Source organism: Aeromonas sp. R2-4, assembly GCF_040908365.1.
Lineage (GTDB): Bacteria > Pseudomonadota > Gammaproteobacteria > Enterobacterales > Aeromonadaceae > Aeromonas > Aeromonas veronii.
On the sequence record NZ_JBFODO010000013.1, the window covers coordinates 182280 to 196603 of the forward strand.

The 14324-nt window shown below is 56.7% G+C and carries 13 protein-coding genes and 2 tRNA genes; 3 read left to right on the top strand and 12 right to left on the bottom strand.

Translation table 11 applies throughout. The annotated features are described in order from the left end of the window. Positions 1-21 precede the first annotated feature (21 nt). Genes AB5Z05_RS06205 through AB5Z05_RS06215 form a run of 3 tightly spaced genes read left to right on the top strand, consistent with a single transcriptional unit; the run spans position 22 to position 2375 of the window. A complete protein-coding gene (locus tag AB5Z05_RS06205; protein ID WP_005349557.1) occupies positions 22-825 on the top strand; it encodes a protein-glutamate O-methyltransferase CheR in 804 nt (267 codons plus the stop codon). 3 nt (positions 826-828) lie between these two features. Continuing rightward, positions 829-1320 carry a chemoreceptor glutamine deamidase CheD gene (cheD, locus tag AB5Z05_RS06210; RefSeq protein ID WP_058059429.1) on the top strand — a complete coding sequence of 164 codons (492 nt, stop codon included), beginning with the start codon at positions 829-831 and terminating at the stop codon, positions 1318-1320. Beyond that, positions 1317-2375, top strand: coding sequence for a chemotaxis response regulator protein-glutamate methylesterase (locus tag AB5Z05_RS06215; RefSeq protein ID WP_005338795.1), 1059 nt, complete (start codon positions 1317-1319; stop codon positions 2373-2375). The genes cheD and AB5Z05_RS06215 overlap by 4 nt, the downstream gene beginning before the upstream one ends. A 98-nt stretch (positions 2376-2473) precedes the next feature. Here the strand turns inward: AB5Z05_RS06215 and pnp are convergent, their stop codons facing one another. The 12 genes from pnp to glmM all read right to left on the bottom strand — a co-directional run bounded on the left by pnp (position 2474) and on the right by glmM (position 14322). Then, positions 2474-4621 carry a polyribonucleotide nucleotidyltransferase gene (gene pnp / locus AB5Z05_RS06220; protein ID WP_368150577.1) on the bottom strand — a complete coding sequence of 716 codons (2148 nt, stop codon included), beginning with the start codon at positions 4619-4621 and terminating at the stop codon, positions 2474-2476. Between the two features lie 167 nt (positions 4622-4788). Beyond that, positions 4789-5058, bottom strand: coding sequence for a 30S ribosomal protein S15 (gene rpsO, locus AB5Z05_RS06225; protein WP_005338797.1), 270 nt, complete (start codon positions 5056-5058; stop codon positions 4789-4791). Between the two features lie 144 nt (positions 5059-5202). After that, the gene (gene truB / locus AB5Z05_RS06230; RefSeq protein ID WP_005338798.1) at positions 5203-6153 is read right to left on the bottom strand and encodes a tRNA pseudouridine(55) synthase TruB; all 951 of its coding nucleotides are present in this window, start codon (positions 6151-6153) and stop codon (positions 5203-5205) included. Position 6154: 1 nt separating this feature from the next. Continuing rightward, complete coding sequence (gene rbfA / locus AB5Z05_RS06235; RefSeq protein ID WP_368150579.1) at positions 6155-6592, bottom strand: 30S ribosome-binding factor RbfA; 438 nt, start codon at positions 6590-6592, stop codon at positions 6155-6157. 55 nt (positions 6593-6647) lie between these two features. After that, positions 6648-9341 carry a translation initiation factor IF-2 gene (gene infB / locus AB5Z05_RS06240; RefSeq protein ID WP_005338806.1) on the bottom strand — a complete coding sequence of 898 codons (2694 nt, stop codon included), beginning with the start codon at positions 9339-9341 and terminating at the stop codon, positions 6648-6650. A gap of 20 nt (positions 9342-9361) precedes the next feature. Then, a complete protein-coding gene (gene nusA, locus AB5Z05_RS06245; RefSeq protein WP_005338808.1) occupies positions 9362-10864 on the bottom strand; it encodes a transcription termination factor NusA in 1503 nt (500 codons plus the stop codon). A gap of 14 nt (positions 10865-10878) precedes the next feature. Continuing rightward, positions 10879-11337: a ribosome maturation factor RimP gene (gene rimP / locus AB5Z05_RS06250; protein ID WP_005338809.1), complete on the bottom strand. Its 459-nt coding sequence runs from the start codon at positions 11335-11337 to the stop codon at positions 10879-10881. Between the two features lie 166 nt (positions 11338-11503). After that, positions 11504-11580, bottom strand: a tRNA-Met gene (locus AB5Z05_RS06255). A gap of 92 nt (positions 11581-11672) precedes the next feature. Further along, positions 11673-11757, bottom strand: a tRNA-Leu gene (locus tag AB5Z05_RS06260). Between the two features lie 7 nt (positions 11758-11764). Then, on the bottom strand, positions 11765-12091 hold the full coding sequence (secG, locus tag AB5Z05_RS06265; protein WP_106842314.1) for a preprotein translocase subunit SecG: 327 nt from the start codon (positions 12089-12091) through the stop codon (positions 11765-11767). After that, a complete protein-coding gene (tpiA, locus tag AB5Z05_RS06270) occupies positions 12092-12856 on the bottom strand; it encodes a triose-phosphate isomerase (protein ID WP_368150581.1) in 765 nt (254 codons plus the stop codon). A 131-nt stretch (positions 12857-12987) separates the two neighbouring features. Further along, positions 12988-14322 carry a phosphoglucosamine mutase gene (gene glmM, locus AB5Z05_RS06275; RefSeq protein ID WP_005338823.1) on the bottom strand — a complete coding sequence of 445 codons (1335 nt, stop codon included), beginning with the start codon at positions 14320-14322 and terminating at the stop codon, positions 12988-12990. Positions 14323-14324 lie beyond the last annotated feature (2 nt).

Sequence of the window (14324 nt, forward strand, 5' to 3'; positions counted from 1 at the left end):
CACAGGTAGAGGGACAGTTTTTTGTATCAAACCCAGCTGCATGATGATGAGTTCTCCCGTTTCCAACGCTGGCTTCATCAAACAGCGGGGATAGAGCTGTCTCCAGCCAAGAAGGCGCTGGTAGCCAGCCGCCTGGCTAAGCGACTCTGCCACTATGAGCTGGATAGTTATGACGACTACTTCCAGCTCATCATGAACGATCGCAGCAGCGAACTGCAGCTGGCGCTTGATCTCCTTACCACCAACGAAACCTACTTTTTCAGGGAGCCCAAACACTTCGAGTTTCTGACGCGGGAGATAGTCTCAGCGCTCCCGCCCGAGCAATCGCTGCGGGTCTGGAGCGCTGCCAGCTCATCCGGCGAGGAGCCCTACAGTCTGGCCATGACCCTCGCGGAAAAACGCAGCACCTTCAACTGGGAGATCCTGGCCTCCGATATCTCGTCCCGGGTGCTGGAACAGGCGATGAGCGGGCGCTACCCCATCGAGCGGGCGCAAAATATTCCACTGCCCTTTTTGATGAAATATTGCCTCAAGGGTGTGGGCCTGCAGGAGGGCATCTTCATCATCGATCGCAAGTTGCGGGACAAGGTGCAGTTCATGCAGATCAACCTCAATCAGGACCTGCCGGACATAGGCATGTTTGACGTCATCTTCATCAGAAACGTGATGATCTACTTCAACAAAGAGACCAAAGGGCAAGTTTTGCAGCGACTGGTCCCCAGACTCAAACCCGGTGGCTACCTGCTGGTGAGCCACGCCGAGAGCCTGCATGGCCTGCACCACGGCCTGCAGCTTGTCTCTCCTTCCATCTATCAGAAGAGATAAGTCATGACTCGGGAGGTGATCCTGCAACCGGGAGAACTCTTTTTTGGCAAGGAGGATGTGGTGGTCAGAACCGTACTGGGCTCCTGTATTGCCATCACCTTGTGGCATCCGGAGCAGAAACAGGGAGGAATGTGTCACTACATGCTGCCAAGTCGGCGCAATCCCTCTGCCAAGCTGGATGGGCGCTATGCCGATGAAGCCCTCGCCTTGCTGCTGCAAGCGGCCAGTCACTATCCCGCCCCCATCCATGAATATGAGGCCAAGTTGTTCGGGGGTGGCAACATGTTTACCGAGCCTCAATACGCACAGAGCGACAACAATGTCGCCACCAAAAATATTCAGGCAGCCTGGCAGCTGACCCGACACCTTGGCCTTGATATCAAGGCTCATCATCTTGGCCATAGCGGCCACCGAAGCTTGCTCTTTGAGCTCAGCAACGGCAGTGTCTGGCTCCGTCATCATCGTCTGCCACATCAACGGGAGTCGCGAGAATGAAGCAGATCAGGGTCATGCTGGTGGATGATTCCGCCGTGGTCAGACAGGTATTGCAAGCGGTGCTGGAGCAGGAGCCTGATATCCGGGTGATCGCCACAGCATCAGATCCCCTGTTTGCCCAGGAAAAACTAAAGAAAGAGTGGCCTGACGTCATCGTGCTCGATGTGGAGATGCCCCGTATGGATGGCATCACTTTTCTCACCAAGATCATGGCAGAGCATCCAACCCCGGTGGTGATCTGCTCCTCCCTCACCGAAAAAGGGGCCGAGACCACCTTGCAGGCAATGGCTGCCGGCGCGGTGGACATCATCACCAAACCGACCATGGGGATAAAAAGCTTTCTGCAAGAATCTGCCCACGACCTGGCCATGGCGGTACGTGCTGCGGCCCAGGCCAACCTCAAGCGCGTGGGCAAGCCCTCCTCTGTGCCGGTCAGCACCAAACTCAACGCAGATGCCATGCTGGCGCCCAACCAGCACGCCATGGCACAAACCACCGAGCGGCTCATCGCCATCGGCACCTCGACCGGCGGCACACAAGCACTGGAAGCCGTGCTGACAGCCTTGCCCCGGGTCAGCCCCGGCATTGTCATCGTGCAGCACATGCCAGAGAAATTTACCGCCATGTTTGCCGAGCGGTTGAACGGGGTCTGCCAGATAGAAGTGCGGGAGGCGAGAAACAATGATCGGGTGATCCCGGGGCTGGCGCTGATTGCCCCCGGAGGCAAGCATATGCTGCTCAAGCGCAGCGGTGCCTACTATCACGTCGAGGTGGTCGACGGGCCGCTTATCAACCGCCATCGCCCCTCGGTGGATGTGCTGTTTCGCTCCGTCGCCAAATATGCCGGCAAGAATGCCACCGGCATCATCATGACCGGCATGGGGGATGATGGTGCCCGGGGATTGCGCGAGATGCTGGATGCGGGTGCCAACACCTATGCCCAGGATGAGGCCTCCTGCGTGGTCTTCGGCATGCCCAAGGAGGCGATCAAGCTGGGAGCTGCCCGCCATGTGCTCCCCTTGCAAGAGATGCAGTACGCCATCCTCGGCAAGTAATCCCTTATTGCTCGTTTTGACCATAAAAAAGTCCGGCTCCCATTGGGGAGCCGGACTTTTTACATCAACCGGAACCGATCCGGTATCAGGCGAGCAGATTACTCTGCAGCAGGCGCTTCTTCAGCGGCCGGAGCGGCGTCAGCAGCAGGTGTAGCCGCTTCGGTCGGGGCGTTCGCTTCCTTGATGGAGAGACGTACACGGCCCTGACGGTCCACTTCCAGTACCTTCACCTTGACCACGTCACCGATTGTCAGGTGGTCAGCCACGTTCTGCACGCGAGCGTCGGTGATCTGGGAGATGTGTACCAGACCATCTTTACCCGGCAGAATGTTGACGAATGCACCGAAATCGGCCAGACGAACAACTTTACCTTCATAGATGCGGTTCACTTCGATCTCGGCGGTGATGGCCTCGATGCGACGGATCGCTTCCATGGCGGCTTCGTTGGCCACGGCGGAGATACGTACAGTACCGTCATCATCCAGCTCGATGTTGGTGCCGGTCTCTTCGGTCAGCGCACGGATCACGGAACCACCCTTACCGATCACGTCCTTGATCTTCTCAGGATTGATCTTGATGGTGTGGATACGCGGTGCGAAATCGGAGATCTGGGCACGGGGAGCCTGGATAGCTTCATCCATCACTTTCAGGATGTGCAGACGAGCACCACGAGCTTGCTTCAGAGCAATCTCCATGATCTCTTTGGTGATGCCTTCGATCTTGATGTCCATCTGCAGCGCGGTCACACCTTCGGTGGTACCGGCTACTTTGAAGTCCATGTCGCCCAGGTGATCTTCGTCACCCAGAATGTCGGACAGCACGACAAAACCTTCTTCTTCCTTAACCAGACCCATGGCGATACCGGCAACGGAGGCCTTGATCGGCACACCGGCATCCATCAGCGCCAGAGAGGAACCACAGACAGAGGCCATGGAGGAGGAGCCGTTGGACTCGGTAATTTCAGACACCACGCGCACCACGTACGGGAACTCGGCGGCGCTCGGCATCACGGCAGCAACGCCGCGCTTGGCCAGACGGCCGTGACCGATTTCACGACGCTTCGGGCTACCCATCATGCCGGTCTCACCGACACAGTATGGTGGGAAGTTGTAGTGCAGCATGAAGCGATCGGCACGGTTGCCGGTCAGCTCGTCGATGTTCTGGGCGTCACGCTCGGTACCCAGAGTGGCGACCACGATGGCCTGAGTTTCACCACGGGTGAACAGGGCAGAGCCGTGAGCACGGGGCAGAATACCGGTACCTACGCTCAGGGCGCGGATCATTTCCGGATCGCGACCATCGATACGCGGCTCACCACGTACTACGCGACCACGTACGATGCGGCTTTCCAGGCTGTGGAACTCTTCGCCAATCTTCTTGGCATCTTCTTCCACACCGGATGCGATAACTTGCTCAACCACACGACCCTTGATGGCTGCGATGGTTTCGTAACGGACAGCCTTCTCGGTGATGCGGTAGGCTTCACCCAGTTCGGCGCTCGCCAGCTCGGCAACCTTGGCTTTCAGCGCTTCGTTGACGGCAGGCGGAGTCCAGTCCCACGGCTTGGTGCCGACGGCAGCGGCAAACTCGTTGATCGCATTGATCACGGTCTGCATCTGCTCGTGACCGTATACCACGGCGCCCAGCATCACCTCTTCGGAGAGGATGGCCGCTTCGGACTCAACCATCAGCACGGCGTTGGCAGTACCGGCAACTACCAGATCCAGATCGCTCTGCGGCAGTTCGGTGGTGGTCGGGTTCAGCACATACTGACCGTTCATGTAACCCACGCGAGCAGCACCGATCGGGCCGCCAAACGGGATACCGGAGATGGCCAGTGCAGCAGAGGCACCGATCATGGCAACGATGTCGGGGGATACGGCCGGATTCACGGACATTACGGTCGCAACGACCTGAACCTCATTGAGGAAGCCTTCCGGGAACAGCGGACGAATAGGACGGTCGATCAGACGGGAGATGAGGGTCTCGCCTTCGCTCGGACGGCCTTCACGACGGAAGAAACCACCCGGGATACGACCAGCAGCATAGGTACGCTCCTGGTAGTTGACGGTCAGCGGGAAGAAATCACGGCCGTGATCGGCCTCTTTCTTGCCGACTACGGTCACAAATACGCAGGTATCGTCCATGCTGACCATAACGGCCGCAGTGGCTTGACGGGCCATCACACCGGTTTCCAGAGTGACGGTGTGTTGACCGTACTGGAATGACTTTACAATAGGATTCACGTGAATTTCCTTTTTACAATTTGGCTCTTTAAATTCGCGCACAAGTATACTTGATTCGATGCAAAAGGTAAGCGGCGACGTGAATTCTGTGAGGCAGGCAACGGCTTGAAGAGCAATAAAAAAGGGGAACCTGACGGTTCCCCTTTTTCGCGAAATCTGATGGTCGATTAACGACGCAGACCCAGCTTGGCGATCAGAGCAGCATAACGCTCGGAATCTTTACGCTTCAGGTAGTCCAGCAGCTTACGACGCTGGGAAACCATGCGCAGCAGACCGCGACGACCGTGGTGGTCCTTGGAGTGCTCTTTGAAGTGACCTTGCAGATGGTTGATCTGGGCAGTCAGCAGGGCAACTTGCACTTCGGGGGAACCGGTGTCGTTTGCGCAACGAGCGTTGTCAGCAACGATTTGAGCTTTGATCTCAGCATTTAGAGACATGGTAATACTCCAGTAGAGTGTTTAAAGGTTCACAGCCAATCTCTAATTCAGCCGTGAAATGAGGGCGGTATCATAATCGTCCCCGCCCCTTTTCGCAACGATAAAGAGGTGAAACGGGAAAGACGCGCTGATACCGCCTGAGGATCACTCCTCGTCGTGATAACGCACCAGTCGCTTGGGAGCGACGCGGCCATCATCATCAATCTCGCCAACCCCGATGAACTCGCGCTCCGGGCCGACCGTCATGCGAACCTGACCGCTTTGCGGCGCACCCGCCACCTGCACGGCCTGGCCCTGATTCACATAGGCAGCCACAACCGCCAGCATGTTCACCTCGGGCAAGCTTGCCACGGCGGTATCCATCGGCAGCAGCAGCGGATCCAGCTGCTCGCGCGGCGGGATGCTCTCGGCCTTGGCCTGCTCGAAGATGCACTCGAGTTGCTCCAGAGTCAGCATCCGCTCGTACGGATAGCTGGCCACCTGGGTACGACGCAACTGAGTTACGTGGGCACCACAGCCCAGCACTTCACCCAGATCATCCACCAGAGAGCGGATGTAGGTGCCTTTGCTGCAGTGCACTTCAAGGCGCACTTCATCACCTTCGAAGCTCAGCAGTTTGAGCTCGAATACGGTGATGGGACGGGCTTCACGCTCAATCTCGATGCCTTCGCGGGCATATTCGTAGAGCGGACGGCCGTTGTGCTTGAGCGCGGAGTACATGGACGGCACCTGCATGATGGGGCCGCGGAACTGGTCCAGCGCCTCGATCAGGGTACCGACAGCCACGTTCACCGGACGGGTGGAGACCACCTCACCATCGGAGTCGCTGGTGTTGGTGCGCTCGCCCAGTTTGGCGGTCACCTCATAGCGCTTGTCCGCTTCCAGCAAATACTGGGAGAACTTGGTGGCCTCGCCGAGGCAGATCGGCAGCATGCCGGTCGCCAGCGGATCCAGTGCGCCGGTGTGACCGGCCTTGGCGGCGTTGTAGATGCGCTTGACCTTCTGCAACACATCGTTGGAGGTCAGGCCGGTCGGCTTGTCCAGCAGCAGAATGCCGTGCACATCACGGCCCTTGAAACGACGTCTTCGGGTCATCTCAGGCTTTATCCTCAGTCGTGTCATCCGGTGTGGATTCAGCTTCTTCGTCACGGCCGGATTCGGCCATGCGACGCTTGTCTTCACGCACAGTGTTGGTCACCAGGTTGGAGAGACGCATCCCCTCGACCAGGGTCTGGTCGTAGTAGAAACGCAGCTCGGGCACAACGCGCAGACGCATGGCACTGCCCAGCAGACTACGGATATATCCGGCTGCTTCGGTCAGACCCTGCAAGCCTTCCTTGATGCGCTCGGCATCATTTTCCAGCTGCAAAAAGGTGACGTAAATCTTGGCATAGTTGAGGTCACGGGACACTTCCACATCGGAAACGGTCACCATGCCGATGCGCGGGTCTTTCACCTCGCGCTGCAGGATCAGCGCGATTTCACGCTGGATCTGCTGTCCGACCCGACGGGTCCGGCTGAATTCTCTGGCCATATTCTATCCTGCGATAAAAGGGGGCCGCGGCCCCCTATTTTGTCTAACTCTCGGCTTACAGAGTCCGTTGGATTTCAACAGTCTCGTAAACTTCGATCTGGTCGCCTTCGCGCACGTCGTTGTAGTTCTTGACCGCGATACCACACTCGTAGCCGTTGCGAACTTCGTTGACGTCATCCTTGAAGCGGCGCAGGGATTCCAGCTCGCCTTCATAGATAACCACGTTGTCACGCAGAACGCGGATACGGTTGGAACGCTTGACCACACCTTCGGTAACCATACAGCCGGCAACGGCGCCGAACTTCGGAGACTTGAAGACGCTACGCACTTCAGCCAGACCGATGATTTCCTGACGATACTCAGGGGCCAGCTTGCCGCTCATGGCCTGCTTCACTTCGTCGATCAGGTCATAGATGACGGAGTAGTAACGCAGATCCAGGCTCTCGGATTCGATGACCTTGCGCGCAGATGCGTCGGCACGGACGTTGAAACCAACCAGGATAGCGCTGGAGGCAGCAGCCAGAGTCGCGTCGGTTTCGGTGATACCACCTACGCCGGAACCCACGATCTTCACCTTCACTTCGTCGGTGGAGAGTTTGACCAGCGCATCGCAGATCGCTTCCACAGAACCTTGTACGTCGGCCTTGATCACCACGTTCACTTCGGACACTTCGCCCTCGGTCATGTTGGCGAACATGTTTTCCAGCTTGGCCTTCTGCTGGCGAGCCAGCTTGACTTCGCGGAACTTGCCCTGACGATAGAGCGCCACTTCACGGGCTTTCTTCTCGTCACGGACAACGGTGGCTTCGTCACCGGCAGAGGGAACGCCGGACAGACCCAGGATTTCCACCGGCAGGGACGGACCCGCTTCCTTGATCTCGCGACCCAGTTCGTCACGCATGGCGCGAACACGGCCGTACTCGAGACCACACAGAACGATGTCGCCCTGACGCAGAGTACCTTCTTGAACCAGTACGGTAGCAACCGGACCACGACCTTTATCCAGGAAGGATTCGATCACGACGCCGTTGGCCATGCCATCAACCACCGCTTTCAGCTCCAGTACTTCGGCCTGGATCAGGATGGCTTCCAGCAGGTCGTCGATGCCTTCGCCAGACTTGGCGGACACGTGCACGAACTGGCAGTCTCCACCCCAATCTTCGGACATGACGTTGTAACGGGCCAGTTCGGTCTTGACGCGATCCGGATCCGCTTCCGGCTTGTCGATCTTGTTGACCGCAACAACCAGCGGCACACCGGCAGCCTTGGCGTGCTGGATAGCTTCGATGGTTTGCGGCATCACGCCGTCGTCAGCTGCAACAACCAGAACAACGATATCGGTCGCCTTGGCACCACGAGCACGCATGGAGGTAAACGCCGCGTGACCCGGGGTATCCAGGAAGGTGATCATGCCACTGTCGGTCTGGACGTGGTAAGCACCGATATGCTGGGTAATACCACCGGCTTCGCCAGCAGCAACCTTGGCTTTACGAATGTAGTCGAGCAGCGAGGTCTTACCGTGGTCAACGTGACCCATGATGGTTACGACCGGTGCGCGCGGCTTGGCTTCGGAGGTCTCGTCACGATCGGACAGTACCGCCTCTTCCAGCTCGTTCTCACGACGCAGCACAACCTTGTGACCCATCTCCTCGGCGACCAGCTGAGCGGTCTCCTGATCGATCACCTGGTTGATGGTGGCCATGGCACCCATCTTCATCATCACCTTGATGACTTCAACGCCCTTGACGGCCATCTTGTTGGCCAGCTCGGCCACAGTGATGGTCTCGCCGATGACGACGTCGCGGTTCACCACGGCAGCCGGCTTGTTGAAGCCGTGCTTCATGGCGTTCGGCATGGCGACCTTGCCGCGCTTGCCTTTGCGGGCACGCGGGTTGCGAGAGTCGCGATCATCTTCACGACGACCGGCTTTCTTCGGTGCCTTGGCAGCTGCGGCAGTGCGGCGGCTGGTCTCTTCTTTCCGATCCAACTCGTCTTCTGCGGCTTGCGCATGCTTGTTGGTGGTCAGATGGTAGTCGCTGCTCTCTTTGGCGCGAGCGGCCTCTTCTTCAGCCCAGCGGGCTGCGTTCTGTTCCGCCATGAGACGAGCCTCTTCGGCTTTCTTCGCGGCGAGTTCTTCAGCTTTTTTCAAAGCTGTTTGTTCCTGTTGGCGCTTCAGTTCTTCTGCTTCGCGCTTGGCCATCTTTTCTGCCTCTTGCTGAGCTGTGCTACTGGCTGCTTTGGCGGGCTGTGAAGCCTGTCGAGCCTTTGATTGTGCCTCGATCCGCGCCTTTTCCTCAGCTTCACGACGAGCTTGCTCAGCCTCACGGCGAGCCTTCTCTTCAGCTTCGAGGCGAGCCTTCTCTTCGGCCTCGCGACGAGCTTTTTCTTCTGCTTCCAAACGCGCTGTTTCCTCGGCTTCCGCCTGACGCTGTTCATCTTCCAGCGCCGAGCGTCTTACATAGGTGCGAGACTTGCGCACTTCTACCTGCACTTCCTTGTTCTTGCCGCCAGTCCCCTGAACACTGATGGTGCTCTTGGTCTTGCGCTGCAAGGTCATGCGGGCAGGAGCGGCGACCTCGTCACCTCCATGCTGTTTCTTCAGGTGTGCCAGCAGGGCCTGTTTCTCAGACTCGCTGACCATGTCGTCGGCCTTGCTCTTGCTGATACCGGCATCGACAAACTGCTGGAGAAGACGATCAACCGGTGTGTCGATGTCAGTGGCAAGTTGTTTGACTGATACTTCTGCCATTCATTTTCCTCCGTTTGATCTTACTCGGACTGCTCTTCTCCGAACCAACAGATATTGCGAGCAGCCATAATGAGCTCACCTGCCTTCTCGGCAGTCAGCCCTTCAATATCAGCAAGGTCATCGATACCTTGCTCAGCCAAATCTTCCAGGGTGCCCACGCCACGGCCCGCCAGAGCGTAAGCCAGTTCGCGGCTCAGACCGTTCAGATTGAGCAGCTCTTCGGACGGCTCAACGCCATCGAAAGACTCTTCTTTGGCCAGTGCCTTGGTAGTCAGGGCATCTTTGGCGCGCTTGCGCAGCTCTTCGACCATGTCTTCATCCAGACCGTCGATAGCCAGCAGCTCGTTGACCGGTACAAAGGCGATCTCTTCCAGGGTAGAGAAGCCCTCTTCCATCAGCAGACCGGCGAAATCGTCGTCGATATCCAGAGTGCTGGTGAACAGGTTCATGATGCGGTCGTTTTCGGCCTGGTGCTTGGCACGCATGTCCTCAACGGTCATCACGTTCAGCTCCCAACCGGTCAGCTGGGAGGCCAGACGCACGTTCTGACCATTGCGACCGATGGCCTGAGCCAGGTTGGCAGCTTCCACGGCGATATCCATGGTGTGGTTGTCTTCATCAACGATGATGGAGGCCACATCGGCAGGTGCCATGGCATTGATCACGTACTGGGCCGGGTTGTCATCGTACAGCACGATGTCGGCGCGCTCACCGCTCAGCTCGGCGGAGACAGCTTGCACACGGGCACCGCGCATACCGATACAGGCACCGATCGGGTCGATACGACGATCATTGGTCTTCACCGCGATCTTGGCGCGGGAACCCGGATCACGGGCAGCGCCCATGATTTCGATCATCTCTTCACCGATCTCCGGTACTTCGATACGGAACAGCTCTTTCAGGAAGTCCGGGCTGGAACGGCTGACAAACAGCTGGGAACCACGGGCTTCCGGACGCACTGCGTAGAGCAGGCCACGGACACGGTCACCCGGGCGGAAGGTTTCACGCGGCAGCATGTCATCACGGAATATCACGGCTTCAGCATTGCTGCCCAGATCCAGGATGACGTTGTCGCGGTTACTCTTCTTGACCACACCACTGATGATGGTGCCTTCTTTATCTTTAAACTGATCAACTACTTGTGAACGCTCGGCTTCGCGCACTTTCTGCACGATAACCTGCTTGGCGGTCTGGGTAGTGATACGGTCGAAGGTCACAGAGTCGATCTGGTCTTCAACATACTCACCGATCTGGATTTCCGGCTGATCAATTTGTGCCGCTTCCAGGGTGATTTCAGCATAGGGGTTCTCCATCGCGGCTTGATCCGCAATGACTACCCAGCGGCGATAAGTGTCGTAGTCACCGGTCTTGCGATCGATTTCGACCCGAACTTCAATCTCGCCTTCATATTTCTTCTTGGTCGCAGTCGCCAGCGCGGTTTCCAGAGCCTGGAAAATCTTCTCGCGGGGTACCGCTTTCTCGTTGGATACTGCGTCAACGACCAGCAAAATCTCTTTATTCATATCCGATAGCCTCGTTAACCAAAGTTCGGCACTATGTTCGCTTTTTGGATATTGGTGAAAGCCAACACGTCGTCCTTACCATCTACTGTCAGGGTGATCATGTCGCCTTGCACAGCTTTGATTACGCCTTTGAACTTGCGGCGGTTGTTTGTTGCCATCCGAAGCGTTACCGCCGCCTCTTGGCCAACGTATTTTTCGAAATGGGCAACCTTGAACAGGGGACGATCCAGGCCTGGGGAGGACACCTCGAGGTAGTACTCCTCGGTGATGGGATCTTCGACGTCCATGATGGCGCCAACCTGATGGCTGACCTCAGCACAGTTCTCGACAGTCACACCCTGCTCGCCGTCGATATAGACACGCAAGGTGGAGTGTTTACCCGCACGGATAAACTCAATACCCCAAAGTTCAAAACCCAAGGCAACGACCGGAGCCTCGAGCAGATCGGTCAAACGTTGTTCCAACGTAGCCAAAGTCACCCTCCGAAAAACAAAAAAAGGGCATAAAGCCCAGATAGATATCGATTCAGAGTAAATTGCACATAACAAAAAGCCCCGATGTCAAATCGGGGCTTGGCGCTTTACCCTGATTGTCGCCTCGCAGCGACCGCCTTCCTGAGCGTAGGAAATGCGTGAAATTTGGTTGCGGGGGCCGGATTTGAACCGACGACCTTCGGGTTATGAGCCCGACGAGCTACCATGCTGCTCCACCCCGCGTCCGAAATCGTGCGAGATTATAGCCACTTCACTCTCTCGATACAAGACTGACTGGCTATAATACACTCGGTTTCCCGAGTTCACTGCTTAATTGGTGCCGTGGGCGGGACTCGAACCCGCACACCCTAGAGCACTACCCCCTCAAGATAGCGTGTCTACCAATTCCACCACCACGGCAAAACTCTTACTCGGGAACGTCAGTATCTTTCTTCACTGGCACTTTGGTCTGCTCAACCTGTTGGGTTTGTTGCAGATTTTCCCACTCACTACCCTGCTTTACCTTGTTGCTGGACATAGATCCGAGCACCAAGCTGATAACGAAAAACAGAGTAGCCAAAATTGCTGTTGTTCGGGTCAGGAAACTGCCTGAACCACCGGAGCCGAATACTGTGTTCGATGCCCCTGCGCCGAAGGAGGCGCCCATATCAGCCCCTTTACCTTGCTGAATCATCACCAGACCAATCAAAGCCAGTGAAACCAGCAGATAAACGACTAAAAGAATCTCGTACATTTAACTTGCACCCTTTGCCGCTTCAACAATTCCTAAAAACGCATCGCTATCGAGGCTTGCTCCGCCAATCAGTCCACCATCAATGTCGGGCTGTGCAAACAAATCTCTCGCGTTGCTCGGCGTTACGCTCCCACCATAGATGATTCTAACTTTCTCACCTATTACCGGAGTATCCTCCGCCAAGCGACTACGTATAAAGGAATGAACCTCTTGTGCCTGCTCGGGTGTGGCGCATTTACCTGTACCTACAGCCCAAATCGGCTCGTAGGCGATGATAGCATTATCGAAAGCCATCGCGCCATTTTTCTCTATGACGATATCCAGCTCTTCAGCGATCACCTCGAAGGCTCTTCTCGCCTGCCTCGCCGCACCTGATTCACCTAAACAGAGGATGGGAATCAAGCCTGCCGCTCTGGCTGCCGCAAACTTCTCTGCGACAATAAAACTGGTCTCACCAAAGAGACGCCTGCGCTCGGAGTGCCCTACCAATACGTAACGACACACTGCCTCAACCAGCATCTGACACGAGATTTCTCCAGTGTAAGCGCCAGTAGCGTGCTGACTCACATTCTGAGCCCCCAACTTTATTACTTTCTGCTCGTTGAGCAGTGAAGCGGTAAAGTCGAGATGCACATGGGAAGGACAGAGAACCACATCTACTTTTCCGTCAACGCCCTTCAGGCACTGACTCGTAAACTGCTCTAACTGCGACCTACTACCGTGCAACTTCCAGTTGGCTGCTACAAACGGCTTGCGATGTCCCATCGGCAACTCCCTTGCGAAAGCGGGGCTGATAATATCCAGAGGATGCTCAGCTGACAAGTGCTATTTTTAAATTTTTGAATCGTTTGAACAAGATACAACCAGGACGGCTAAAAAGCCGCCCTGGTTGTTCATTAAAACGCCGATTCAACCTGCTTGGCGATGCGCTGAGCCATGTCACGTACCTGCTGTTCATGCTCCCCTTCGACCATGACCCGGATCAGCGGTTCGGTACCTGATTTACGCAACAGTACGCGACCACGACCAGCCAGCTCCTGTTCCACCTTGGCAACCTCAGCCATGACAGCATCTGCGGCCAGCGGATCCTTGCCTTCGGCAAAACGAACATTTACCAGCACCTGCGGGAACTTGCTCATGCCGGAGCGCAACTTGGCCAGCGGCATCTCGGCACTGCGCATGGCGGTAAGCACCTGCAAGGCAGCCACGATGCCATCACCCGTAGTGGTTTGATCAAGACAGATAATGTGGCCGGAATTCTCACCACCGATGCGCCAGCCCTTCTCTTCCATCATCTCCAGCACATAGCGGTCACCCACCTTGGCACGGGCAAACGGAATGCCCAGGGTTTGCAGCGCCAGCTCCAGACCCATGTTGGCCATCAGGGTGCCGACTACGCCCCCCTTGAGGCGACCATTACGCAGAGCATCGCGTGCGATGATATAGAGCACTTCATCACCGTCGATGAGATAGCCGGTATGGTCGACCATGATCAGACGGTCGCCGTCACCATCAAAAGCAACCCCCAGATCAGCCTTGCACTCCAGCACCTTGGCAACCAGTGCGTCAGGCGCAGTCGAACCAACACCATCGTTGATGTTGAGACCATCCGGGGCACAGCCCATGGTGATCACTTCAGCACCCAGCTCGCGGAAAACCGAAGGCGCAATGTGATAAGTCGCCCCGTGGCCACAGTCGACCACCATTTTCACCCCATCCAGATTCATGTGAGAGGGGAAGGTGCTCTTGCAGAATTCGATATAGCGACCGGCAGCATCATCAATGCGCACCGCTTTGCCAAGTTCGGCCGACTCGACACACTTGAGTTCGTGATCCAGCTCGGCTTCGATAGCCAGCTCGACATCATCGGGCAGCTTGGTGCCGTCGGCGGAGAAGAACTTGATGCCGTTGTCGTAGAAGGGATTGTGGGAAGCGCTGATGACGATACCAGCTTCGGCACGGAAAGTGCGAGTCAGGTAGGCAACCGCCGGCGTGGGCATGGGCCCCATCAGAATGGCTTTAAGGCCTGCCGCGGAGAGCCCCGCTTCCAGCGCGGATTCCAGCATGTAACCGGAGATGCGGGTATCTTTGCCAATCAGCACCTTTTTGGTGCCCTTCTTGGAGAGCACCTTGCCGGCAGCCCAACCCAATTTCATTACAAAATCAGGGGTGATCGGGTATTCGCCAACCTTGCCGCGCACACCATCGGTACCGAAATACTTTCTTGCCATTG

Coding starts and splice junctions, on each gene's coding strand:
- cheD (WP_058059429.1), top strand. CDS start 829: ATGACTCGGGAGGTGATCCTGCAACCGGGAGAACTCTTTTTTGGCAAG.
- AB5Z05_RS06215 (WP_005338795.1), top strand. CDS start 1,317: ATGAAGCAGATCAGGGTCATGCTGGTGGATGATTCCGCCGTGGTCAGA.
- rpsO (WP_005338797.1), bottom strand. CDS start 5,058: ATGTCTCTAAATGCTGAGATCAAAGCTCAAATCGTTGCTGACAACGCT.
- truB (WP_005338798.1), bottom strand. CDS start 6,153: ATGACCCGAAGACGTCGTTTCAAGGGCCGTGATGTGCACGGCATTCTG.
- rbfA (WP_368150579.1), bottom strand. CDS start 6,592: ATGGCCAGAGAATTCAGCCGGACCCGTCGGGTCGGACAGCAGATCCAG.
- infB (WP_005338806.1), bottom strand. CDS start 9,341: ATGGCAGAAGTATCAGTCAAACAACTTGCCACTGACATCGACACACCG.
- nusA (WP_005338808.1), bottom strand. CDS start 10,864: ATGAATAAAGAGATTTTGCTGGTCGTTGACGCAGTATCCAACGAGAAA.
- secG (WP_106842314.1), bottom strand. CDS start 12,091: ATGTACGAGATTCTTTTAGTCGTTTATCTGCTGGTTTCACTGGCTTTG.
- tpiA (WP_368150581.1), bottom strand. CDS start 12,856: ATGGGACATCGCAAGCCGTTTGTAGCAGCCAACTGGAAGTTGCACGGT.
- glmM (WP_005338823.1), bottom strand. CDS start 14,322: ATGGCAAGAAAGTATTTCGGTACCGATGGTGTGCGCGGCAAGGTTGGC.